We start from the raw sequence: 24,956 nt of genomic DNA, 5'->3' as shown, positions 1-24,956 counted from the left end.
GAGAACTGTAAAAGATGACGGATAATGATAACAATCGGACTGTCCCAAACGCGCTCCCGGTCGGGTACCGTTTCAATGAGTTTGAGATAAAAGAGGTGATTGGCGGCGGCGGATTCGGCATCGTCTATCGCGCCTGGGATCACCAGCTCGAACGCACTATCGCTATCAAAGAGTTTATGCCTTCCTCCCTCGCCGTGCGCGGCGAGGATATGACGCTGGTGCTGCGCAGCGAGCGCTTCGGCAAAGCGTTTTCTGCCGGTCTGAACAGCTTCATTCAGGAAGCCCGCCTGCTGGCGCGCTTTAACCACCCGAACCTGCTGCACGTGCTGCGCTTCTGGGTGCAAAACGACACGGCCTATATGGGGACGCTGTTTTACAGCGGCACCACGCTATCGCGTCTGCGCGAAGAGAAACCGGAGCTGATTAACGAGGCGTGGATCCGCCGCATGCTGCCAATGCTCTTCGGCGCCATCAAAACGATCCACGATGAGGGCTACCTGCACCGCGACATCTCGCTGGATAACATTCAGATTCAGGATAACGGCCTGCCGGTGCTGCTCGATTTCGGATCGGCGCGCCGCACCATCGGTAATCTCTCGGATGAGACGGAAACCATGCTGCGTCCGGGTTTTGCGCCTATCGAGCAGTATACCGACGACAATGAAAGCGAGCAGGGGCCGTGGACGGATATCTACGCGCTCGGCGCCGTATTGCGCACCCTCATCGTCGGCTCTCCGCCGCCGGTCAGCGTGGTGCGTTCGATTCAGGACACCTGCAAACCACTGGTGGAACTGATGCCGCAGGGGTATTCCATTCCGCTGCTTCAGGCCATCGACAAGGCGCTGGCGCTGCATATGGAAGACCGTCCGCAATCCATCGAAGAGTTTGCGGCGCTGATCGAGATGCCCGTCGCCGGTATCGACGAGGTGCTGACCGCGAAGAAGACCGGCACAATGCTGGTGCCGGTGGAAGAGGAGACATCTGCTTCCGCGCTGGACTGGCGACGTTACAAGCTTCCGGGGCTGGTGGCCGCGGGCGTGCTGGTTGGGGTGGTTGCCGGTGCGATGCTGTTCGGCGGCGGCAGCCACGAAACGCCAGCGCAGACGGCGCAAACCCCTGCCGTGAGCCCTCCGGCTGAAACCTCCGCCGCAGCGGAAACCAGACCAGCAACGGCCGACGTGAGCGAGCCGGTAGCGCCACCTGCTACGGCGCAGCAGAGTGCGTCGCCTGTCGACGCCAGCCCGGTCGCGCTGGTCTATATCCGCATGCTTGATGGCGAGACGCTGAAGGTGAACGGCGAGCCGAAAGCGCTGCGTCCGGGGAATAACGGTTACGCATCGCTGAAACTGCCTGCGGGCGAGACCCGCATTGAACTGGAAGGCAATGGAAGAACGCGTACCCAGACGCTGGATATTGCGAAGCCAGGCACCTGGCTGGTGAATCCGTAAGCCTGCGGGTAACAGGACGGAGCGAATGTATAACATCAAGTTTGTCTATCTGTTCCACGAGAACGTCTCGCCAGCGCTGTTTGCGAAAATAATCCGCCCGTCCGTTGCCGGACAGTGGATTATGTCGGTTCCCGACCATTCGCTGCGCTCGCTCTTCACGCGCTACGATCTGCTGCGCACGATCACCGGTGCGAATCCTTATCAGTCCGGGCGCAATACCCGCACGCTGATCGCGCAGGATTTAGAGATGGGCAGAGTGGTTGCCATTGACGAAAGTTTTCGTGACTGGTCATCAGTAACGGAAATTTTTTATATCAACGCCAAAGGGCAACTCCAGGCTGCCTCGCTGGTCGGCCTGGGCTGGTATCCGGTGAGTACGATTGTTGACCGCTACGAAACCATGGTGAGAACGTACGGATCTCGCCCTGCGCCAACGGTACTGCCAAAACAGGTAGTGAAATCTAAAACGGCACAGGTGCCGGATGAACCTACTCCCGGCAAGGACGGTAAAACCTATGCCGGGCAGCTTCAGAAGATGACCAAAGCAGAACGCTGGCAGGCGCGTAAGGATCTGATTGCGAAGGGGAGCAATAGCCTTTATCCGGATGCCCAGATCGCCGCGAAACGTCTGGCAGCGAATAATATCGCGGTGGAAAAAGCGAAGCTTGCGGAAAATATTTATAAGACCGTGAACCCGCTGGAAACCACACCGGGCGTGCCGGAGGGATGGACAGATATCAGTAATGACGATGCGCTGTTAGGAAAGTTCGGGCTGAACAAATCCATGCTCTTTGACGATGATACGTCCCCCAATTTTCTGGCGCGCGTCTATCAACCGAAGCCGGAAGTGTTTGGTGCAGATATGAACCCCACGCTGGTATTCAGGGGATCGCGCGAGCCTGGTTTCGCCTCTCTGTCTGAGAATGTCTCCTCTCTACTGACCAAAGGGGAACTGGCGCCGGTGGTAAACGGGGCTGACTGGTCGAATAACTTCTCACAGGGCATGGGTATGGCTTCAGATTATTATAAAAAGGCCGTGAGTATCGGTAAGGAGCTGGCAAGGTCAGGGCAGAATATTGATATTGCCGGTCATTCCCTTGGCGGTGGTCTCGCCTCTGCAACCTCTATGGGCAGCGGGAAAGCGGGGTGGACGTTTAACGCCGCCGGCCTCAATGCCGGAACCGTAGAAAAATACGGCGGTAAGATATTAGGCAGTACGGATAATATCCAGGCGTATCGGGTTGAAGGTGAACTGCTGACGAAGATTCAGGAAGTTAACCCCTGGGAAGATCTGAAAACGATGAAAGGGCATGTCCCTTCGTGGATCCTCAAAGAGGAAATCTCTGCGCTGAGCCCTAATGCTGCCGGAATACCCCATGATCTTCCCGGTGGAACCGGAAGCGCGCTGGACCGCCACGGAATTAATCAAGCGATTGATTGCATAGAGCAACAGAAGGATGAGGATATTTCGATAATCGGGAGTCGATTGTGAAAAAAGGGTTGATGGCTTTTGTCGCGTTATGTTTTTTATTCATGATTCAGGGGTGTAAGCAGGATATGGACCTTAATCCACAGGACTACTTCAGCGGCCAGCAGCTTGAACTGGCGAAAGCGATTGAGGAAGGCGACGTCGATGCGGTGAAGACGCTTGCGCCAGACAGCGACCTTAATCAACCAGGAAAGCAGGATATGACCCTGCTTTTCTGGGCCCTTGGCAACGCAATTAATGATAAAAAAACGTCGAGCCATTTAAAGGTGATTACGTTGCTAGTTAAGGATGGCGCAGATCCGCTCCAGCCTCGACCGCAGGGAAAAAGCAGTCCTGCTGAATTTGCCCTAAAGGGAGACAGTGCGGACTGGATCGACGCGATGTTGGACGGTGGCCTCTCACCCAACGTGAAAGATAAGGTTTTCCACGAACCGATCGTCTTCCAGTCGCTTAAAGCGAAAAATACAGAGACGCTGGAAGCCATGCTCGATCGCGGTGCTGACGTCAACTCAACCAACTCACTGGGTAAAACGCTGGTGTTTGATGCGCTGGATAACCAGGCTTACGATCATGTCTTGTTGCTGCTCGATCGGGGAGCGGATCCGTCAATTAAGGCCAAAAATGGCTGGTCGATGAGCAATGCGCTCGCGGACGCGCTGAATGGACTTGACCGAGGCAGTGAGCAATACGAGAAATTAAACGAAATAAAAGAGAAGCTCATCCAGAAGGGGGGCGAATGGCCACCCGCGCCGGTTAAGTGATTGCTCAACTGTCATGAACGCCAGAGATAAGGTTTTCGTTTTCTGGGGATGCATGGATGCCCTGGCCATTGTGCTCTATTGTGCCCAGTCCGTGCGACATGACAGGATCCCTTTTATTTCCGATATACACGCCTTCAGTACGGTTGTGAACACGCTGTCTGCTGGTGGGTATAGCGCTCTGGTTATTCTTTTCTTTATTCTCGATTTCTTGTTGTTGCTCTCTTTTATTGCCTCAGCATGGTGCTTCTTCGCCCGGAATTTATACGCGAGAAGACTGGCGCTCTACCAGGAAATACTGCGTCTGGTTGGATTTCGCTACTCAGTTTCCCTTTTTCCCCTGGTGTTAAGTTTCACGGGCGTGATGAATGTCTGGCTAAATGGCTTTTTGTTCTTTTTGTCAGAGTTTCTGAAAATCTATTCCCTGTGGATTTATAAATATGAAGGGGAAAGGCCCCCAGTTAAAGAGTAAGACGGCCAATAACCAGAACATTCACGTTTAAAAAAACCTTGCGTTAAAAATATTCTCAGCATAAACCATTACGGAATAAAGATTATGCTCAACCGAATTACCGTTCAGCTCCCGGTTGAGGGGCTGCTTTTCTGGAAACTCTCCGGCCGCGAGGCGATGTCCGAGTCGTACGCGCTGACGCTGACCCTGCTCGGCACGGATGCGCGCATTGACCGCAGCAGGCTGCTGGGCCAGCCGGTCACGGTGACCATCCCCACGCAGAGCCTGCTTACTCCCCGCTATATCAACGGTAAGGTGACGCGCGTGGCGGTGAGTGCCGTGGAGCTGACGGGCACCCGCTATGCGGTCTACCAGCTGACTGTAGAGCCGGACCTGTGGCCGATGAAGCGCGACCGTAACCTGCGGATTTTCCAGGGCCAGACGGTACCACAGATAGTGAAAACCCTGCTGGGTGAGCATCAGGTTAACCTCGAAGACAAACTCACCGGCAGCTACCGGGTGTGGGACTATTGCGTGCAGTATCAGGAGTCGAGCCTGGACTTCATCAGCCGCCTGATGGAGCTGGAGGGGATTGCGTATCACTTCAGCCACGAGGCGGACAAGCACACCCTGGTACTGACGGACGCCGCGACGCAGCATCAGCCGTTCAGCGGCTATGAGGTCATTCCTTACCATCAGACGCCGTCCGGCGGCAGTACGGATGAAGAGGGCATCAGCCAGTGGGCGCTGGAGGACAGCGTGACGCCGGGGATTTACAGCCTCGACGACTACGACTTCCGCAAGCCGAACGCGTGGCTGTTCCAGGCGCAGCAGAACCCGGCGTCACCGAAACCGGGAAGCATCGACGTGTACGACTGGCCGGGGCGCTTTGTGGAGACAGGCCATGCGGAGTTCTACGCCCGTATCCGTCAGGAGCGCTGGCAGGTGGAGCATCAGCAGATTCAGGCGACGGCCACGGCGGCGGGCATTGCGCCGGGCCACATCTTTACCCTGACCAACGCGCCATTCTTCAGCGATAACGGCGAGTATCTGGTGACGGCGGCGGGGTATCACTTCGAGGAGAACCGCTACGCCAGCGGCGAAGGTGAAACCATTCACCGCACCGATTTCACCGTTATCCCGGCGTCGGTGTCGTACCGTCCGGCGCAGAGCACGGCGTGGCCGCGGACCTACGGCCCGCAGACGGCGAAAGTCGTGGGGCCGCAGGGGGAGAGTATCTGGACGGACAAATATGGCCGCGTGAAGGTGAAGTTCCACTGGGACCGTCTGGCGAAGGGCGATGACACCAGCTCCTGCTGGGTGCGTGTCTCCAGCGCATGGGCGGGCCAGGGTTACGGCGGGGTGCAGATCCCGCGCGTCGGCGACGAGGTGGTGGTGGACTTTATCAACGGCGACCCGGACCGACCGATTATCACCGGCCGCGTGTATAACGAAGCCAGCATGCCGCCGTGGGCGCTGCCGGCTGCGGCAACGCAGATGGGCTTTATGAGCCGCACGAAAGACGGTTCAGTGGACAACGCCAACGCCCTGCGCTTTGAGGACAAGGCGGGCGCAGAGCAGGTGTGGATCCAGGCTGAGCGCAATCTGGATATTAACGTCAAAAACGACGAGTCTCATTCTACTGAAAAAAATCGTACCCAGTTTGTTGGTGAAGATGAAACGTTACGGGTAGCGAAAAACCAGAAATCAGGGATTAAAGGCGATGTGATATGCCTGACGGGTAAGAGTCGAACCGATAAAGTCGTTAACAACTTTATACTTTCCGCAGGGAATACGCTGAGACTGGAATGTGGTGAGAGTGCCCTCGAGCTATCCAAAGACGGTAGCGTTCATATCATTGGTAATAACTTTAACTTTACTGCAAAACAGACTGCACAAATTAATACACTCTCCGGCGAATTACATTTGAATCCTGATGATGGACGAAACGTCATCGATCCGCCTGGTGCATCTCTTCAGGGCGAAATCCAGCAGGAAGTAGATGGTTTTTTTGTAATTAATGCCAATAAGTAAGAGTGATCAGAATGGCCGAATATATTCTTCAGGAAGCAACTCTCGCCTTACCCGATGTATTTAAAGACAGAACAATGAATTTATTTACCCTGAGTGATAATGGAGCAAGTGAGTTTACTTTTGTTGTTTCTCGTGCGAGTGCAAAACATGAAGATAAAGTTCATGATGCGGCAACTCGCCTGGTACGAGAGCTGGAAATCACGGTGCCCGATTTTCGTCTTGAATCCTCTCAGATGACTTCTGTTGATGGTCACCCGGCGGTAGAGCTTTTTTATCAATTTAAAAATGATAACTCAGCCATCTTTCAGAAGCAGACGGTGATTTTGCTCGGTGACCATCCTGGCGGACAAAAGCTGGTGTGTTATATTGGCACATGTCCTGGCGAATTCAGCGATTATTATCATAATCAATACTGGGAAATTATTCGCAGTATTAAATTCCACAAACCAGCTCTGACCGAAACTAAAGACATGCTCGCTGCCGACAGCCTGGGGCCATTTTTTGCGCTTGATGTTGAGAGTAAGGTACTTAGTGTTTTTGAAAAAATTCAGGAACTTTATGGACATCTTTCGCTTCAGCGGGCGAAAGAGGGGCAATATCTGCTTTTTGATAAACAGGGTAAACCGCTCAGTATTGCCCCCGTTCCGGGCAGCCAACCCCTTCGTTACGCGCTGTGGACGACTTTCGCAGACGAGTCACATCACTTGCTTTCACAGCTTTCCGTTTGCCGTCAGGTCGCTGGCTCTGACCAACTTAGTACACCCGATCGGATACGTGGATATCTGATGGCACAGCGTGCCGAATAATTATGTCCGAATGTCTGGCCGCTCGCGAAGATGATGAGATTGCTCATACAGCCTCAAAAGGCTGGATGATTGCAGGATTGGTTGGTGGGGCCATTCTGGGCGCTGCTGCCGTTGTCGTCACTGGAGGGACCGCGCTGGTTGCTGTTTCTGCCGTTGCGGCTGGTGCATGTGCTGCGGGTGGGTTAGGAGAACTCCTCGGCAGTATGTCATGGGCTCCACGCCACACGACAGGTACGCTGAAAGAAGGTTCACCCAATGTTTTTATCAACAGCCGAAAGGCTATCCGCGCTCATCTGTCAGCCGGAGAGTGTGACGAGCACAGCGGTAGCTTGCAACGGGTTGCGGAAGGGTCGATAAAGGTTTACATCAACAACTTTCCCGCCTCCCGCATTGGCGATAAATTGACGTGTAGCGCTGAGATTAGTCAGGGATCGCGTAATGTTATTATTGGTGGAAGCAAAGTTCAGACCGATGAAATAAGCCCTGAAATCCCTGAATGGGTAAACTGGACGATGCTCGCCGTTGGTGCCGGAGCGATGGCGGTGCTGGCCAGTCCGGCAATCGCACTTCTGAGTACCCTCGGTGCGATGGGCGGTGGCACTGTTGGTAGCTACGCGGGTGGAATGCTGTTTGGCGAAGGCAGCGACGGGCAGAAATGGGGGATGCTGATCGGCTCTGTTATCGGCGGCGGGGCTGGCATGAAGGGTGGTGCAAGGTTTGATGCGTGGCGGGCTGGTAAATCAATGTCGCGCGTTAGTGCGGAACCCGTTACAGCCCCTGCTTCGCCAAGGATGAGCTTAAGCGAAGCCGTAGGGAAACAACGAGCCGAAAAATGGATCACTCGTGGTAGAGAATTAGCGGAGAATCGTGATCCTGCTTTGTCTGCTTTACTCAGTGATGAGCAAGTAGGCGCATTGTATGGTTATACTACCGATCCTGGCTACAAAATGGTAAACCCAGCATTACGAGGTATGAAACCAATGACTAAAGAAATGGAAGCATTTACTCAACATATAAATGATGGCTTGGACCAGCTTCCTGCTTTTAGTGGAGAGACATACCGCGGGATGAACAGCTTACCTTCACACATATTGGAAGGATATACTCCGGGCAAAACAGTTATCGATCCAGCCTTTGTTAGTACTGATGTTAATCAAGGCTTCAGCGGTCCTATCCAAATGCGTATTGAAGGTTTTTCCGGTCGGAAAATTGACTTCCTTTCAGAATTCAATGCAACAGAGACTGAAGTGCTATTTAAGCCTAATACATCGTTTGAGGTTATCAGCAGGTCAGATGAGCTTGGGATAACAAATATAGAATTAAGGGAAATACCATGATCGACCTTCATACTGAAGACTCTGAAATAAATCATTATGCCGATCGCTATCGTTCATACATGCCAATTAATGTCCGTAAGGCAATAAAAAACAACGGTATTGATGGTTTAACTTCTTCACAAGCCTGGGATGAAACATTACCTTTAATTACGACTGAAGATATTTCACGTGATAAAGCACTTGGGGCGCTGGTCGGTTTGGCTGTTGGGGACGCAGTCGGCACTACTCTCGAGTTTAAGAAAAGAGACAGTGAACATGTAGCGGATATGATTGGTGGCGGACCTTTCCAATTAAAACCTGGCGAATGGACAGATGATACGTCCATGGCATTATGTCTGGCGGAAACTTATCTTTCAGAAAACAGAATGCATACCGATGTACTTAGAAAATATCTCGTCAAATGGTATCTTAACGGTGATAATAGCAGTAATGGTCGGTGTTTCGATATTGGCAATACGACGCGATTTGCGCTTGAACAGTATATGCGTATCGGGCCTTCCTGGTATGGTAATACAGAAAAACACACTGCTGGTAATGCTGGGGTTATTCGTCAAGCTCCGGTGTCTATCTTTCGTCGAAAATCGCTGCGTGCGATTTACTTCGAATCCCAGGCTCAGAGTCGCGCAACTCATGGCGCGGTAGAGTCAATTAATGCATGCCAATTTCTCGGATTGGTATTGCACTATTTAATTAACGGTTATCAAAAAGAAGAAGCTTTTTCGCATCATGTTTTTCCTTTGTGCGCGCGTGTAATGATCATAAATGCGGGTGAATATAAGCAAAAAACTCGCGATCAGATTCGTTCAAGTGGTTATGTTATCGATACGCTTGAGGCCGCGATGTGGTCCGTATGGAATACTGATAACTTCCGGGATGCGATTCTGCTGGCCGCCAATCTTGCCGATGATGCTGACAGCGTTGCGGCGACAGCGGGACAAATCGCTGGAGCATTATATGGTTATTCCGGTATTCCGCAGGAGTGGAAAAGCAAACTCGTACAGCACGAACGTATCGCCAAAATGGCTGGTGAACTGTTCGATAGAGCTCCAGAGGATAATTTTTTATAATTATATTAGTCATCGGGCACGGGTATTGTACCGTGCCTCTTTCTTTGTCTGTACCTAATGTTTTGTTAGCTAAAAACATCCCTGCGTGTCAAACAATTTAAAATACAGATTCTTTCAGAAGAGAAGATGTGGTTACCATGGTTTGTGGATAAAAAATTATATTAAGCTGGGTTGAATTAATGGTGTCATTGGTATAATCAATCAACGGTTCGGGCCAAAAATTACGCTTGGTAGCAAAATCTCTCGCTTCGTTAAGCTGTATTTTGATGTTTTGTGGTGTTTGGTTTGGAATAGAAGTGTGATGTGAAGTGAGATGACGACACGACAATGCTTGGAGATACAACATGTATAAATGTGGTATGTTATGATGCATTGGCTTTTCTTTATTCTCTTTATGATTTGGACACAGACGCTTATATGGAATGGAAAAGACTTGTTCAGTAAAAAACAATGGTTCCTGGCCGGGTTGATGTTTGTTCTGGTGCTGGTGGCTACGGTTGTTATTGGTTTTACGTTGAAATGGTTAGCTCTGTCAATGTCATTATTCTCCGTCGCAACGGCGAAACAATATTCAATTATCTTTTCCATGTCTTTACTGTGCGTATGGGGACTAAAAGTTACCGTTGTGCTGCTCTGCACGATCTTTTCCGGGATTATAGGAAGGCACAAAAAATACAATGCGAAAAATTATGAAGCAATATCGTCTATAACACCCGTCGTTGCGCCTGGCTTACTTATCGTTGCAAAATGCCTGGTTTCCCTGGGTAGCGTCCTTATGTTTTCAGGTTTATGGCTTAAATAAGCACGATATTTAATAAAAAATATCTCAATGAACACTGAGATTAGTCCATAGTGGAATAAAGATTATGCTCAACCGAATTACCGTTCAGCTCCCGGTTGAGGGGCTGCTTTTCTGGAAACTCTCCGGCCGTGAGGCGATGTCGGAGTCGTTCGCGCTGACGCTGACCCTGCTCGGCACGGATGCGCGCCTTGACCGCAGCAGGCTGCTGGGCCAGCCGGTCACGGTGACCATCCCCACGCAGAGCCTGCTTACTCCCCGCTATATCAACGGTAAGGTGACGCGCGTGGCGGTGAGTGCCGTGGAGCTGACGGGCACCCGCTATGCGGTCTACCAGCTGACTGTAGAGCCGGACCTGTGGCCGATGAAGCGCGACCGTAACCTGCGGATTTTCCAGGGCCAGACGGTACCACAGATAGTGAAAACCCTGCTGGGTGAGCATCAGGTTAACCTCGAAGACAAACTTACCGGCAGCTACCGGGTGTGGGACTATTGCGTGCAGTATCAGGAGTCGAGCCTGGACTTCATCAGCCGCCTGATGGAGCTGGAGGGGATTGCGTATCACTTCAGCCACGAGGCGGACAAGCACACCCTGGTACTGACGGACGCCGCGACGCAGCATCAGCCGTTCAGCGGCTATGAGGTCATTCCTTACCATCAGACGCCGTCCGGCGGCAGTACGGATGAAGAGGGCATCAGCCAGTGGGCGCTGGAGGACAGCGTGACGCCGGGGATTTACAGCCTCGACGACTACGACTTCCGCAAGCCGAACGCGTGGCTGTTCCAGGCGCAGCAGAACCCGGCGTCACCGAAACCGGGAAGCATCGACGTGTACGACTGGCCGGGGCGCTTTGTGGAGACAGGCCATGCGGAGTTCTACGCCCGTATCCGTCAGGAGCGCTGGCAGGTGGAGCATCAGCAGATTCAGGCGACGGCCACGGCGGCGGGCATTGCGCCGGGCCACATCTTTACCCTGACCAACGCGCCATTCTTCAGCGATAACGGCGAGTATCTGGTGACGGCGGCGGGGTATCACTTCGAAGAGAACCGCTACGCCAGCGGCGAAGGTGAAACCATTCACCGCACCGATTTCACCGTTATCCCGGCGTCGGTGTCGTACCGTCCGGCGCAGAGCACGGCGTGGCCGCGGACCTACGGCCCGCAGACGGCGAAAGTCGTGGGGCCGCAGGGGGAGAGTATCTGGACGGACAAATATGGCCGCGTGAAGGTGAAGTTCCACTGGGACCGTCTGGCGAAGGGCGATGACACCAGCTCCTGCTGGGTGCGTGTCTCCAGCGCATGGGCGGGCCAGGGTTACGGCGGGGTGCAGATCCCGCGCGTCGGCGACGAGGTGGTGGTGGACTTTATCAACGGCGACCCGGACCGACCGATTATCACCGGCCGCGTGTATAACGAAGCCAGCATGCCGCCGTGGGCGCTGCCGGCTGCCGCGACGCAGATGGGCTTTATGAGCCGCACGAAAGACGGTTCCGTGGACAACGCCAACGCCCTGCGCTTTGAGGACAAGGCGGGCGCAGAGCAGGTGTGGATCCAGGCTGAGCGTAATATGGACACCAGCGTTAAGAATGATGAAACGCACAGCGTTGGTGGCGCGCGCAGCCATTACGTGAAGAAAAATGAGCTGCATCGTGTTGAAGCGAACCAGATCCAGGCCGTGAAAGGCGGAACCGAGATCCTGACGGGAAAAGGCAAGCTGGATGCAGCGGTAGAGCAGTATGTCATTGCTTCCGGGACGAAGCTGCGGCTGGTCTCGGGTGAGAGTGCTATTGAGCTTAACGCTAACGGCAAAATTAACCTGATTGGCAAAGAGTTTAACTTTTTCGTGGAAGGGGATGGTTATATCACCACGGGTGGTAAGCTGCACCTGAATACCTCGGGAACCAAGCCGGGCACAACGGCACCGGGATCGGGGCATAAAGGGGATATTGATGCGGCGGTGCAGGAGAAGTTTTCTCCAAATAAAAGTGCTAAGAATCCGGCTCCCGCAGTTTCAGCGCCAGCAGCATCCAGACCAAAACCAACAACAAAATTTGCAGCAGCTCCACCATTAAAAGGGAGTTACGTTTATCAAAATAATTCCTACAACTCTGATGTGATGCCCTTCAGTGAAGATGTAGTTAAGGAAATCAATAAGTCACCAACGCTTCAGACACAATTAAAAGATCTAAAAGATAAAGGGTGGGCTATCCAGCCGGGAGCCGCAGGAGGGGGGAGTTACGCTGATACTAATAACAAATTGATTGTCATGGACCCTGAACACATGGAGGATACAGCCACAACTGTGCAAACTCTGGCACATGAGGCAGGGCATGCAACTTATCCTGTTGCGGTAGATGCTTCGAGTAAGGAAAACTTCATCAACAGCCAGCTTATGGATGAAGGTGGAGCAACGCTGAATAACATTAAAATACAACGCGAGATCCTTGCAAACGGCGGTATTGATATTGATATAGCGGGAAGTGCCGAAAACCTAAAAGCATATAATTCTGCATATGATAAAATGGTGAGCGGTGAGTTATCTCGCATTGATGCAGCCAAAGCAATAGGAAAAGTGTATGGTAAAGGCGAAATAGCCTCAGGGACTAATTTAAATTATAATGATTACTATGGAGGATTCTATGGAAAGTAGGATGATTAAAGCTACATTCCTCATTGTTCTTCCACTATTTTCAGCATTTACCTATGCAGGGCATAATAAAATGAATCAAGATTCGTTGTGGCAAATGATCAAAGAAATGAAATCAGTGTGGGGTAAACAAGTTGAGGATGTCAGTAAACTGTTTAACCAACCGCTGATTAATAATACACAGGAGAAAGAAGACCGTTATACTTCAGCTCCCTTTACGTTAACTGATGGCACACGGATCAGCGATGTGGATGTTCGTTTATGGGGAAATGGCGATAACAGCGTATCTTTGATTTCTTTCGTAATTAATCATCCATGTATTACTCTTGAACAAGTCAAATCTCATTTTCCAGATCTGAAATTGTCTAATATCCCTCGCGGAAACACGCCGGGACAATCAGTTGGATATCGCACTCCTACCGATGAACGCGGGCTGGCATGGGCATTTAGCTTTCCAGTTTTGAATCAGGAATGCCTGAGCAGGGTAGTTATGTCACGCTACGAACATTAAGTTGCGAGGCAACTTTACGGGCTGTGAAAGAAGATAATTATCAAACGGCCAATAATATCGCTGCCCCTAAAGTTTTTGCGGAAAAAAAAGAAAGTGCTAACGTTGTAATGATCTTGTCCCTCTGAGTCGCTAAGCAGTAATTAATATTGGCTGTATAAACTTTAGCGCTTTTAATCTTATTTTTCTAATATCATCCCGAGTTCACTTATGAAATACACCCTCCAGGAAGGTTCGTTTTCCCTTTTCCCTGCTGCCTGGCAGGATAACAGCATGAACATTATTCGCGATGACGAAAGCGGGTTATCTGTAGTGGTCAGTCGCGGCGTCATCCCGGATGGCAGCAATTACGAACAAGAGTTTCACCGCCAGTGGGATGTGCTGCGTTCTCAGATGGGTGAGATCGCCCAGAGCGAATTTCAGCACGTAAAAGCCGGGCCAGACGGAAACATTAGCGGACTGGAAGTTGAGACCACCTTTGACCGTAACGGCCAGCGCCTGTGGCAAAAACAGCTGGCCGTGCAGACGCCGGGCAAACCGGTACTGATGATTTTTACCCTCTCGGCCTTAAAAGCCTTTACGGAAGAGGACGAGGCGCGCTGGAGCGCACTGAAGCAGAGTCTGACGCTAAACGACAACCGGAATGTGTAAGGCATGAGCGATAACAACGCGGCCCGTAAGGGCGACGAGATTATTCACTCCAGCATTTTTGCTGATATTACCAGCATTGTGGCGGAAGGCGCTGCCTATGCGGTGATTGGCGCGGCGGTGGGCGCGGCAGCGACCGTCGCGGCCCCACTGCTGGGAGCCGGGGCCGCAGCGGCAGGCGTGGCGGCAATTGGATCCAGCTGTCTGTTGAGCGGCATTATTGGTGGGGTTCTGGCGAACGTCGCGGGGATCACCGACGATATCAGCAATGCTGCTGAAGGGCTGGGCAACGCGCTTTTTCCGCCGTCGCCTGCGGGTAAGATCACCACCGGTTCAAATAACGTTCTCACCAACGCAATCCCCGCCGCGCGCGCGGCAGGCACGCTGACGCCCGCCGATACCCCTTCCCCTGAGCCGCAGTCGCCGGGCAGCTTTGCCGATTACGCGGGCATGCTGCTTGCCGCTGCCGGACAGTTCGGCAGCGAAATGTGGCAGCCGAGCGTGGCCTCTGCCGCTGCCGGGACCTCGCCGCTGGAAGAAGACAAGGTGGCGTGCGAGAAACACTCCGGGCCGCAGTATCTGGCGGAAGGCTCGAAAAGCGTCTTTATCAACGGGCAGCCCGCGGTGCGTGCAAAAGATCGCACCACCTGCGAAGGCACCGTTTCCGACGACGTCTCCCCGAACGTGATCATCGGCGGCGACACCCTCACGGTCCGCGATATTAAAAGCGGCAAAACGCCGGGCCTGGCGCTGGGGATGATTGCGCTCTCCCTGCTGCGCGGGCGTCCGGGCAAGATCCTGAAAAACATGCCCTGCGCGCTGGCTGCTGCCGGTGGCGGGATGCTGGCCGATATGGCCGTCAACGCCGTGTTCGGCTCCTCGCACCCGGTTCACGCCGCTACCGGTGTGAAGGTGCTGAATGACGACGACGAACTCGATTTCTCGCTGCCGGGGCGCTTCCCGCTGCGCTGGCAGCGCAGCTACAACAGCCTGACCACCCGCGAAGGGCTGTTTGGTCTGGGCTGGGCGACCACCTTTGACAGCTATCTGACGCTGGAAGAAAACAACGCCACCTGGTTCGATGAAACCGGGCGCGAGCTGAGCTTTGAACTGCCGCCGGTCGACCGCGCGTTTTACAGCATCAGCGAAGGCATTATCATCCGCCGCAATGAGAGCGGCGACGTGGCGATTGCCGACGATGACGGCGCGGTGTGGCGTCTGTATAAACCAACCCGGGCGAACTCCTCAATCCTGCGCCTGGCCTCCCTCAGCGACGAATACGGCAACGCACTGCTGACGGCGTGGGATGAACACGGGCGGCTGGTCGGTCTGCACGATGAGCCGCGAGCGATCGACGTCACTCTGCGTTATGAAAATGAACGTTTCCCGCAGCGCGTTACCTCGGCGAGCCATTTTGACGGCAACCAGACATGGCCGCTGATGCAGTGGGGGTATGACGCGCGCGGCCAGCTGGCCAGCGCAACGGATGCCTCCGGCGTGGTAACCCGTGAATACCGTTATAACGATGATGGCCTGATGGTCTGGCACCGTCTGCCGGGCGGTCTGGAGAGTGAATACCGCTGGCAAAAATTCGACCACTGGCGCGTGGTGGAAAACCGCACCAGCACCGGCGACGGCTGTCGCTTTAGCTATGATCTAGCCGCCGGGCTGACGAACGTCGATCACTACGACGGTCAGACGCGAAAGCATTACTGGAACGCGCAAAACCTGATTGTTCGCTACGTTGACGAGCGCGGTGAGAACTGGCGCTACGAGTGGGATGACAACGAACTCCTCACGCGCCGCATCGATCCGCTCGGTAATGCCGTTACCTTCGTCTATGACGACATGGGTAACCGGGTGCAGGAGATCGACGCCGACGGCAATACCCGCACCACCACCTGGCTGGAGCACCGTGCGCTTCCGGCCTCCATCATCGAAGCCGACGGTAGCGCCACCCGTTTCCTGTATGACGAACATCACGGGTTGAAGTGCGTGGTGGATCCGATGGGGCAGACCACGCTGCTTCGTCGGGACGAGTTTGGTCAGGTCGTGGAAGAAGTTGATGCCGCCGGCAACAGCCGCTACCAGGAGTACAACGAGGCCGGGCAGATGGTGCGTGTTACGGACTGTTCGGGCCGTGTGACACAATACCGTTATCATCCGCTGGGCTGGCTGGTGGCTGAGATAAGCGCCGACGGCGAAGAGACGCGTTACCGCTACGACGCCGCGGGGCGTCCGGTGCAGCTCGACCGTCCGGAAGGCTGGACCGAGTCGCTCAAATGGAACGCGCGTGGCCTGCCGGTGAAGCATGCGGGCGCCGACGGGAAAGAGAGCGAGTTCAGATACGACGAGGCAGGGCGCTTAACCGCCACCCGTAATACGCAGGGTGAAGAGGTGCGTCGCCGCTGGGACAGCCGCGGGCGTCTGATTGCCCTGGAAAACGAAAACGGCGAAGCGTACCAGTTCCGCTGGGGTGCGGACTCGCTGCTGCTGGAAGAGGTGGGGCTGGATGGCGTGGCCTCGCAGTATCGCTACGACGCCTGCGGGCGTACGATAGCGCGCACCTTTGCCGCTGGACATCCGGAGGCCATTACCCATGCCTTCGCCTGGAGCGCGAGCGGCCAGCTGGTCGCCCGCACCACGCCGGAAGGGCAGACCCGCTACCATTACACCCCGTCCGGCCTTCTGAGCCGGATTGGGCTGCATCCTACGCTTTCAGCCGATGCCTGGAGCGCCGAAGCCGAGCAGGAGCTTGTGTTTGAGTATGACGCGATTGGACGCGTCACGCGCGAAACGGGCGAACACGGAGAGCTGGCGTGGGAGTATGACGCCCTCGGTAACCGCACCTCCGTCACGCTGCCCGATGGCCGCGAGCTGAAGCAGTTCTACTACGGCAGCGGACATCTGCTCAGCATTGCCCTTGATAAGCTGTCGGTCTCCGACTTTACCCGCGACGAACTCCATCGTGAAACCAGCCGTACCCAGGGGCTGCTGACCACCCGCAGCGAATACGACCGTCTTGGCCGACTGCATCGCCGGGACGTTTTTACCGGCAATGCCCAGCGCCCGTCGCCGCGCCGCTGGTCCCGCCGCTGGGATTACGACTACCGCAATAATCTTGTCCGCGAAGAGCGGGACGATAACCCGTTCAGCTGGTACCGCTGGCAGTACGACAGCGCAGGGCGCCTGCTCGTTCAGGACGGCACGCTGCCCGGCCAGGAGCAGTGGCGCTGGGATGCGGCCGGTAACCCGCTTGAGGGGGCTGCTGAGAAAGTCACGCACAACCGTCTGACGCAGCTCAACGGCATTCGCTGGCGTTATGACATCCATGGCCGCACCGTGGAGAAGGATAACGGCCAGACCCGCTGGCACTACCGCTACGACGGCGAGCACCGCCTGACGGAGGTCATCAGCCAGCCGCGGGACCGCAACAGACCGCAGACGGAGGTCAGCTTCCGCTATGACCCGCTCGGGCGACGCATCAGCAAAACGCGCCGCCAGATGCTGGGCGGCCAGCCAACCGGTAAGCCTGTCACCACGCGGTTTGTCTGGGAAGGGTTCCGCCTGTTGCAGGAAGTGCACGGGGATGTGCCGCTGACCTATGTCTACAGCGATCAGGACAGCTACGATCCGCTGGCGCGAATTGACGGCGTTGATGCCCCGGAAATCTTCTGGTTCCACTGTCAGCCCAACGGCACACCGGAGCGGATGACGGATATCGAAGGGCAGGTGCGCTGGGAAGGGGTGAACAGCGCCTGGGGCAAACTGCTGCGGGAAAGCGAAACGCAGGTATCAGGATATTCCCAGAACCTGCGCATGCAGGGGCAATACCTGGACCGCGAGACAGGGCTGCACTACAATCTGTTCCGGTATTACGACCCGGACTGCGGACGGTTTACGCAGCAGGACCCGATAGGGCTGGCGGGGGGGATAAACCTTTACCAGTATGCGCCGAATGCGCTGGGGTGGGTGGATCCGTGGGGGTTGTCGCCTTGTAAGCCCGATAAACATCTACCTGATGCGGAACCTGGGCAATATAATTACAGGGGTATACATAAAGACCATCCCGAATGGGAAAATGCACTTAATGGTAAGGTAATTCCTGGGGATGTTCATTCATCAATAACTCCGGAGCAACATAACTTCGGAGGGGTATCCAGCATCAGCCCCTATACTTCGTGGACAGATAGTCCAGATGTAGCTAGAGGCTTCGCAGGGCCTGATGGGGTCATATTGAGAGTCAAAGTTGGTGCTCCTAAGCCTGGCGATTCTTGGTCGTGGGAGTATTCTTTTGATGAATGGATGGAACGCGAAATCTTACTTAAAGGAATTCGAAGTGGCGATGTGGAGGTATTCCTACCATGATAAATGATAAACTTATTGAGTATGCACGAGAAAAAATACCGGATGAGTTTCGTTCTTATCTAAATGAAAAGAATAATCTTCAATGTGCATCATTTATAAGTAGTACTCAAAATGAATTGAGAATAATGAAAGCGCATAAAGAAAATACTAAATTTACAGGGTTGAAAGTTAATGGTCTTGATGATTTAATCATTGCCCTTGAAAATTTTGAAAAGGAAAATGTATTCGTAATTAATATCCGAAGTAAGTTGTACTCGTTCAAGATTTATTCAGATGAAAATAATAATACTTTACTGGGTGTTATTATCCTTAAACTTAAAAAGAAAACTGCAGAGGAAATTCGATTTGGCCGAGAAATACTTGGTATTACGACACCACCCCCTGATATAGAAGATGATTAGTCAGTTTTAATTTTGATTGCATACAATTTCCCCGGCGTGTGCATGCATAGCATTCTGGCATGTATTTGTGCTCGCGTTCATCTTTGAATTATCTATCCAATTAAAACATCACCTCTATTCATTATATCTATAATTAATTCTGATTTGTTGCGTTTTAATTAAGGTTTTGATGAAAAATGAAAATAACTAATCAGCTGAAGAGGAAGTTATTGGTCCTGGATGGTATAGATAATGACTTTATAAATTATGGCGCAGAAATAGCATGCCCTGAATGCGAAGGCGTAATAGTCTATTCCATAGTAAACTCATATGAGTTTGACACGCTCTCTGAAGAGGTAAAATGCTTTTTGGTTAAGAAAATGAGATGCGTGAAGCTTGTTAGTGAATATAATAAATATAACTACGATGAAAGCCAATTAGACGCTTCGAAAAACATTTGTTCAAAGTGTTTGAAAGAGTTTTCTGCTGTATTAACGTATAAAGAAGTGCAGCCAGCCCGATATCGGGTATATCTTGTGGGGCTTTTTGAAGGTGATTTGAAACAGATCAAACTTTAAAAGTTGAGGTTTACCAATGATTGAAAATCTCATTTGTATTAAAGAAAATGACCTGCTTCAATGGGCGTGTGGTGAAAGTAACATACTGGTTAGTATGCCATTTTTAGACTATGCACTGGTCGACTCAACACGTCAGTTAGTCTTTGCGTTAAGCGAGCCAAAGCCACTATCAACCGTTTTGACCATCTTCAATCCGCAGGGCGAAAAACTATTTTGGTCAGCACCTCCTGAAGGCGCAGCTTTCTGTTACTTAACTTTCAACCTGTCAAAGCAAGTGGTTGTGGTCTGTAGCTATGCGGAAAAGGAAAACGGCTGGCATGACTGGTTTTATTCCTGGGATATGAAGCATAATGCTTTGTCTCAATTGGGCCCTGCGTATTAACATCAAAAGCGCCAAAAAACGATAACAATAACTGTTGGCAAAAGAGGGACTGTACAGCAGTACCAACAAGCAGTTTAAAAAACAGAGTTAAGAGGCAAAGGATGAGCACGGTTTAGATTGTCATTTTAACCTATATCAAACCACTCGAAGAGATTGACGCAGTGATACCTGCTCATGTGGAGTGACTTAAAAGGTTATTCAGAGGGGATATTTCTGGCATTGGGTAGACGGAGCCCAAGAACCGGTGGAGTCATACTCGCTAAATGTGAGAGTCTGGTCTCTCTCGAAGAACGCTTGCGTGAGGTTCCTTTTCAGGCATTAAAGCTTGCGACTGCCGACATCATTCTCTTTGAACCCAGTATGAAAACAGAACTATTAGAAAATGTGTTTTAACCCCGCAATAAAAAAACCAATCAAACGTTAATGACCGTCTTGGGCGACTGCATCGCCGGGACGTCTTTACTGGCAACGCCGAGCGCCCGTCGCCGCGCCGCTGGTCCCGCCGCAGGGATTATGACTACCGCAATAACCTGGTGCGCGAAGAGCGGGACGATAACCCGTTCAGCTGGTACCGCTGGCAGTACGACAGCGCCGGGCGCATGCTCGTTCAGGACGGCACGCTGCCTGGCCAGGAGCAGTGGCGCTGGGATGCTGCCGGTAACCCGCTTGAAGGCTCTGCTGAGAAGGTCACGCACAACCGCCTGACGCAACTGAACGGCATTCGCTGGTGCTATGACATCCATGGCCGCACCGTGGAGAAGGATAACGGCCAGACCCGCTGGCACTACCGCTACGACGGCGAACATCGCCTGACGGAAGTCATCAGCCAGCCTCGGGATCGCAACAAGCCGCAGACGCAGGTCAGCTTCCGCTACGATCCACTGGGCCGCCGCATCAGCAATACGCACCGCCAGATGCCTGACGGCCTGCCAACCGGTAAGCTGGTCGCCACGCGGTTTGTCCGGGAACGGTTACGGCTGTTACAGGAAATGTGCGGGGATGTGCTGCTGACCTACGTCTACAGCGATCAGGACAGCTACGACCCGCTGGCGCGTGTTGACGGCGTTGATGCCCCGGAAATCTTCTGGTTCCACTGTCAGCCCAACGGCACGCCGGAGCGGATGACGGATAGCGAAGGGCAGGTGCGCTGGGAAGGGGTGAACAGCGCCTGGGGCAAACTGCTGCGGGAAAGCGAGACGCAGGTATCTGGGTATTCCCAGAATCTGCGGATGCAGGGGCAATACCTGAACCGTGAGACAGGGCTGCACTACAATCTGTTCCGGTATTACGACCCGGATTGCAGAAGGTTTACGCAGCAGGACCCGATAGGGCTGGCGGGGGGGATTAACCTTTACCAGTATGCGCCGAACGCGCTGGGGTGGGTGGATCCGTGGGGGTTAAAATGTGGTTTTTCTCAAAAGGATCGTATAACACAAAGATGGGTGGATAGATTAACAGGGAAAAAACCCGCTGATGTTCATAATATTTTGACATCCAAAGGTTGGACGAGAACATATCCACAAGCCAATAAACCAGGAGCTATCCAACATATTCAATATGTCAAAACAACAAAATCAGTTACTACGTACAAATTAGATTATCATCCCGGAGGGACTCCAACTCAACCTAATATTCATGGTAATGATTACTGGAAAGTTTATCGCGAAGTTGATGGTGCTGATGTAGTATATGGGAGAATTGGTCATGGAGAGTTTAAAAATTATGATTTAATAACCGATTCACCTGTTTATGTTGACGGAGTTTTACTTAATGGGGGGGTATAAAATGATTGATTTTAATGCTGATATTTTATCAGGAAGAGCACTAGGTAACGTTTTTTTGGGGGATAATATCAGTAAGTACATAAGCGAGTTATATGCTGGCTATAAGGTAACTTACTTTGATTATTTCTTGCCTGATGATAAGAAAAGGCTTGCATATATTGTAGATGACACAATGACAATCGCTACCCTTGAAGATGGAACGATCATTTCTATTGGTTGTAACGTAAACTATAAGGGGAGGTATAATAAAATATTACAAACAGGCCAAACGATGGGGGAAATAATAGGGTTGACTTACAAACAGCGTATATTTAATGGCTGTATTATTATAAATGACGACTTTGGTTTTTCATTCGAGTTGCCAGCGCCATATGATGAAATTGCAGATAGCATTGCACATGTTCCACTAGATCTTGTTCTTAATGAAATCCGTGTTGCTGATTACTCTGATTGGAACCCACAAAAAATAAAACGCTGAAGTGTGGGTTAGGGTTGATCCCTCGGATTATTTACTTTACATAAAACCCTAGGTAAGCATTCTCTGGAGTCATGACATCCACTGTCGTAAGTAAAATACCCAGCGCCCGTCGCAGCGCCGCTGGGATTACTACTACCGCAATAACTTGGTGCGCGAAGAGCGGGACGATAACCCGTTCAAATGGTACCGCTGGCAGTACGACAGACAGTGCCGGGCGTCTCCTGGTTCAGGACGGCACGCTGGCCGGAGAGGAGCAGGGGGTCTGGGATGCAGCCGCTAACCCGCTCGAAGGTTCTGTTGAGAACATTACGCACAACCGCCTGGCGCAGCTGAATGATATTCGCTGGCGTTATAATACCCATGCTTGCACTGTAGAGAAGGATAACGGCCAAACCCGAGGAACCGCAACAAACCGCAGACGCAGGTCAGCTTCCGCTACGATCCGCTCGGTCGCCGCATCAGTAAAACGCGACGCCAGAAGCTGGGCGGACAGCCAACCGGCAAGCCATCACCACCCGGTGTGTCTGGGAATGACTGCCTACTGGGGGAAGCGCACGGGGATGTGCTGTTCACCTACGTCGACGAAAGTGGTCAGGACAACTACGATTTGCTGGCGCGTGTAGATAGTGTTGATGCTTCATATATCTTCTGGGTCCATTGCCAATCCAACGGCACGGCACAACTTATAACTGATATCTAAAAGCAGTAATTTTGTTGCAGGTTCGAGTATTGGTAATGTTTTTCCATAACAATCATATGGAACAAGAATAAAAGTCTAGGGAATATAATGAGTGATAAGATCATGCAAACAGTAGATCTGCTAATTTCACATAGTCAAATATTGTTACGATCCAGAGACTATGACGAAAAGCTGAGTCAGTGGGGAAAAGGTAATGTTTCTCAAGGCGCTGTTTTACACAAGGATTATGTTGTATTCGATCCATTACCAGAGGACGCATTTGGAGCAAACGTCAATATCAAAATAGATAATGCTTTTAAATTAGATCAAAATGCACAACGCTGCATTGTTGTTCCATTTTTTATTACGGATAAAAGTAAGATCCAGATCGTATCTGCGACAGAGAAATTTGATGTAAGCATTAACGTAACCGGCAAGATTTATTCGCTCTTTTATGAGGTTTGTGAAGGGGACGAGATTTATTATAATTTTACTCTTGTGCCTGAAAAAGAAGCAATCCCTGCTAAGTTTTTATTAGACGACCCTTGGGGAGGGAAAAAATACAATCCTCTAAAAGAGGGTTTTTTTTAAAGTTAATAATAACTAAATCGAATGAAAAAAAATCATACGTTAAACAAGAAGTTCACCACATGAACCTCGTTAACGAAGTAATCTTTCCCTTCCGTACGCATCTTGCCTGCTTCTTTCGCGCCTTGCTCACCCTTGCAGGTGATAAAGTCTTAAAACGCGATAGTCTGCGCACGAATGAAGCCCTTCTCAAAGTCGGTGTGGATCTTACCGGCCGCGTGAGGCGCAGTCGCACCGACAGGGATGATTCACGCGTTCACTTCTTGCACGCCCGCGGTGAAGTAGGTTTGCAGGCTGAGCAGCTCATAGCCCGCGCGGATCACGCAGTTCTGCCCCCGCTCGGCCATGAACTCTTTATGGTCGCCGTCGATGATTTCAGCGATATCGGATTCAACCGCGGCGTAAACCGCTACCTCTACAGAACCTTTACCGCTTGAAGACTCTGCTGAGAAGGTCACGCACAACCGTCTGACGCAGCTGAACGTCATTCGCTGGCACTACCGTTATGACGGTGAACATCACCTGACGGAGGTCATCAGCCAGCTGCGGGACCGTAACAGGCCGCGGACGCAGGTCAGCTTCCGTTACCCTCATACATTGTGACATTCCCAACAGTCAATCAATATAGAGGTGATCCTTTGGGTTATCATCAAGCGTTACAGGTAAAATTAGATGTAACTGGCTTAGATGTAATTGAACCCCGGAAAAATACATTTTTGATCTTAAACACAAAAGATCTCGTTGTCTCTAAAAGAATTGTTAAAAGTGGGAGGAGTTGTGGTTGAGGTGAAAAAATATTATAAAGGAAGTGTTGATTTTATTGCAGGTGAAGGGACTATTCTCAATGAGTTCATAGGAGAGGTAGCCACGCGACAAATAAATATTATAGATGGAAATTATTATGCTTCTTCCTCTTTGCTAGATAAAAAAGAAAAAGTTGGCTTCCTGCTGTATGATGGTAAGAAAAGCGACCTGGACTTAAGTGACGCCGAAGAAATTTCAAATGAGGAATTTGAAGTTTTCTGGCAAACATCAACGGGTTCATTGCAAGAAAAAAAGCGAATAAAATACTTGTCTGGAGATGCTGTGGAACCTTTGAAAAAATCCACAGTTATTGCTCATATTGTGAATAATAAAGGGAAGTGGGGTAAAGGTTTTGTTCTGTCCCTTTCAAATAAATATCCTGCGGCAAAAAAAAGCTATCTTAGTAGCTTCAAAGAAAATAACTTCCCAGAATTAGGGGTGGTTGATTTTGTTATGGTTGATGCTCAGGAGAAGATATTTATTGCGAATATGTATGCGCAGGATGGTATAAAGAAAAATATCAACGACAAAAAACAATACGTATGTTATGACTCTCTGAAAGTTTGTCTTGAAAAATTATCTGACTTTGCTTTAGTTAATCGCCTTTCTATACAAATGCCAAGGATAGGAGCTGGCCTCGGTGGTGGTGATTGGAATGTCATAGAGTCATTAATACTAAAAAATATTTGCTATAAAATGATTGATTGCAATGTAATAACTTTATAATTTTAAATAAAAATTTAACCATATATTATGGTATTTCTGGCGGTTTCTTAGGCAAGGCTTTTTATTTAAAAGGGCAAGAACTTAAGTATGATAATATCTATAATAATATACTATTGGACAAGGAAACGAGTTTCACGATGATAAAAAATACGTCGAGGCTTTAGAGCAATACCAAAAAGCCTGGCAAGCTCTTCCTG

Annotated in this window: 20 protein-coding genes and 4 pseudogenes; 23 read left to right on the top strand and 1 reads right to left on the bottom strand. The window is 51.4% G+C overall.

The window, feature by feature from the left end; genetic code table 11:
* The first annotated feature begins 14 nt into the window (after positions 1–14).
* The 21 genes and pseudogenes from L3069_RS12680 to comJ all read left to right on the top strand — a co-directional run bounded on the left by L3069_RS12680 (position 15) and on the right by comJ (position 23,232).
* A complete protein-coding gene (locus L3069_RS12680; RefSeq protein WP_038416228.1) occupies positions 15–1,448 on the top strand; it encodes a serine/threonine-protein kinase in 1,434 nt (477 codons plus the stop codon).
* Positions 1,449–1,473: 25 nt separating this feature from the next.
* Positions 1,474–2,940, top strand: coding sequence for a hypothetical protein (locus L3069_RS12675; protein WP_038416227.1), 1,467 nt, complete (start codon positions 1,474–1,476; stop codon positions 2,938–2,940).
* Between the two features lie 11 nt (positions 2,941–2,951).
* Positions 2,952–3,698: an ankyrin repeat domain-containing protein gene (locus L3069_RS12670; protein WP_032624824.1), complete on the top strand. Its 747-nt coding sequence runs from the start codon at positions 2,952–2,954 to the stop codon at positions 3,696–3,698.
* 52 nt (positions 3,699–3,750) lie between these two features.
* Entirely contained in the window at positions 3,751–4,167 is a 417-nt protein-coding gene (locus L3069_RS12665) for a hypothetical protein (RefSeq protein WP_227022502.1), read from the top strand.
* An 84-nt stretch (positions 4,168–4,251) separates the two neighbouring features.
* Positions 4,252–6,180 (top strand): type VI secretion system Vgr family protein, encoded by a 1,929-nt coding sequence (locus tag L3069_RS12660; protein WP_038416225.1) that lies wholly within the window; start codon positions 4,252–4,254, stop codon positions 6,178–6,180.
* An 11-nt stretch (positions 6,181–6,191) separates the two neighbouring features.
* Positions 6,192–6,986 (top strand): DcrB-related protein, encoded by a 795-nt coding sequence (locus L3069_RS12655; protein ID WP_038416224.1) that lies wholly within the window; start codon positions 6,192–6,194, stop codon positions 6,984–6,986.
* A gap of 2 nt (positions 6,987–6,988) precedes the next feature.
* Positions 6,989–8,323, top strand: coding sequence for a PAAR domain-containing protein (locus tag L3069_RS12650; RefSeq protein WP_038416223.1), 1,335 nt, complete (start codon positions 6,989–6,991; stop codon positions 8,321–8,323).
* The gene (tri1, locus tag L3069_RS12645) at positions 8,320–9,390 is read left to right on the top strand and encodes an ADP-ribosylarginine hydrolase Tri1 (protein WP_236901868.1); all 1,071 of its coding nucleotides are present in this window, start codon (positions 8,320–8,322) and stop codon (positions 9,388–9,390) included. The genes L3069_RS12650 and tri1 overlap by 4 nt, the downstream gene beginning before the upstream one ends.
* A gap of 364 nt (positions 9,391–9,754) precedes the next feature.
* Positions 9,755–10,192: a hypothetical protein gene (locus L3069_RS12640; protein ID WP_225303296.1), complete on the top strand. Its 438-nt coding sequence runs from the start codon at positions 9,755–9,757 to the stop codon at positions 10,190–10,192.
* Between the two features lie 64 nt (positions 10,193–10,256).
* The gene (locus tag L3069_RS12635) at positions 10,257–12,839 is read left to right on the top strand and encodes a type VI secretion system Vgr family protein (RefSeq protein WP_038416220.1); all 2,583 of its coding nucleotides are present in this window, start codon (positions 10,257–10,259) and stop codon (positions 12,837–12,839) included.
* A gap of 1 nt (position 12,840) precedes the next feature.
* On the top strand, positions 12,841–13,347 hold the full coding sequence (locus tag L3069_RS12630; protein ID WP_223861961.1) for a hypothetical protein: 507 nt from the start codon (positions 12,841–12,843) through the stop codon (positions 13,345–13,347).
* Between the two features lie 207 nt (positions 13,348–13,554).
* Positions 13,555–13,995, top strand: coding sequence for a DcrB-related protein (locus tag L3069_RS12625; RefSeq protein WP_038416219.1), 441 nt, complete (start codon positions 13,555–13,557; stop codon positions 13,993–13,995).
* Positions 13,996–13,998: 3 nt separating this feature from the next.
* Complete coding sequence (locus L3069_RS12620; RefSeq protein ID WP_165771747.1) at positions 13,999–18,360, top strand: RHS repeat-associated core domain-containing protein; 4,362 nt, start codon at positions 13,999–14,001, stop codon at positions 18,358–18,360.
* Entirely contained in the window at positions 18,357–18,761 is a 405-nt protein-coding gene (locus L3069_RS12615; protein WP_023300299.1) for a hypothetical protein, read from the top strand. The genes L3069_RS12620 and L3069_RS12615 overlap by 4 nt, the downstream gene beginning before the upstream one ends.
* A gap of 176 nt (positions 18,762–18,937) precedes the next feature.
* Positions 18,938–19,318, top strand: coding sequence for a hypothetical protein (locus L3069_RS12610; protein ID WP_023300298.1), 381 nt, complete (start codon positions 18,938–18,940; stop codon positions 19,316–19,318).
* Between the two features lie 16 nt (positions 19,319–19,334).
* Positions 19,335–19,700, top strand: coding sequence for a hypothetical protein (locus tag L3069_RS12605; RefSeq protein ID WP_038416218.1), 366 nt, complete (start codon positions 19,335–19,337; stop codon positions 19,698–19,700).
* 116 nt (positions 19,701–19,816) lie between these two features.
* Positions 19,817–20,093 (top strand): annotated as a pseudogene (locus tag L3069_RS12600) (YciI family protein).
* A 32-nt stretch (positions 20,094–20,125) separates the two neighbouring features.
* A pseudogene (locus tag L3069_RS12595) lies at positions 20,126–21,484 on the top strand (RHS repeat domain-containing protein); the annotation flags it as partial.
* Between the two features lies 1 nt (position 21,485).
* Complete coding sequence (locus L3069_RS12590) at positions 21,486–21,962, top strand: hypothetical protein (protein ID WP_032628402.1); 477 nt, start codon at positions 21,486–21,488, stop codon at positions 21,960–21,962.
* A gap of 71 nt (positions 21,963–22,033) precedes the next feature.
* Entirely contained in the window at positions 22,034–22,585 is a 552-nt protein-coding gene (locus L3069_RS12585) for a hypothetical protein (RefSeq protein WP_022651387.1), read from the top strand.
* A 164-nt stretch (positions 22,586–22,749) separates the two neighbouring features.
* Positions 22,750–23,232, top strand: coding sequence for a competence protein ComJ (comJ, locus tag L3069_RS12580; RefSeq protein WP_038416216.1), 483 nt, complete (start codon positions 22,750–22,752; stop codon positions 23,230–23,232).
* A gap of 32 nt (positions 23,233–23,264) precedes the next feature.
* Here comJ and L3069_RS12575 read toward each other — a convergent pair.
* Positions 23,265–23,672: pseudogene (locus L3069_RS12575) on the bottom strand (DUF933 domain-containing protein); the annotation flags it as partial.
* Between L3069_RS12575 and L3069_RS27460 the strand changes: the two are divergent.
* Both L3069_RS27460 and L3069_RS12570 read left to right on the top strand, forming a co-directional pair.
* Positions 23,659–23,817: pseudogene (locus tag L3069_RS27460) on the top strand (RHS repeat protein); the annotation flags it as partial. The pseudogenes L3069_RS12575 and L3069_RS27460 sit on opposite strands and share 14 nt — an antisense overlap.
* Before the next feature lie 153 nt (positions 23,818–23,970).
* The gene (locus tag L3069_RS12570; protein WP_071881496.1) at positions 23,971–24,759 is read left to right on the top strand and encodes a macro domain-containing protein; all 789 of its coding nucleotides are present in this window, start codon (positions 23,971–23,973) and stop codon (positions 24,757–24,759) included.
* Positions 24,760–24,956: the final 197 nt, after the last annotated feature.

Origin of the sequence: Enterobacter cloacae complex sp. ECL411 (assembly GCF_021869665.1) — a bacterium.
In the GTDB taxonomy this organism is placed as follows: Bacteria; Pseudomonadota; Gammaproteobacteria; order Enterobacterales; family Enterobacteriaceae; genus Enterobacter; species Enterobacter intestinihominis.
This window is presented reverse-complemented; position numbering and strand designations above follow the sequence as displayed.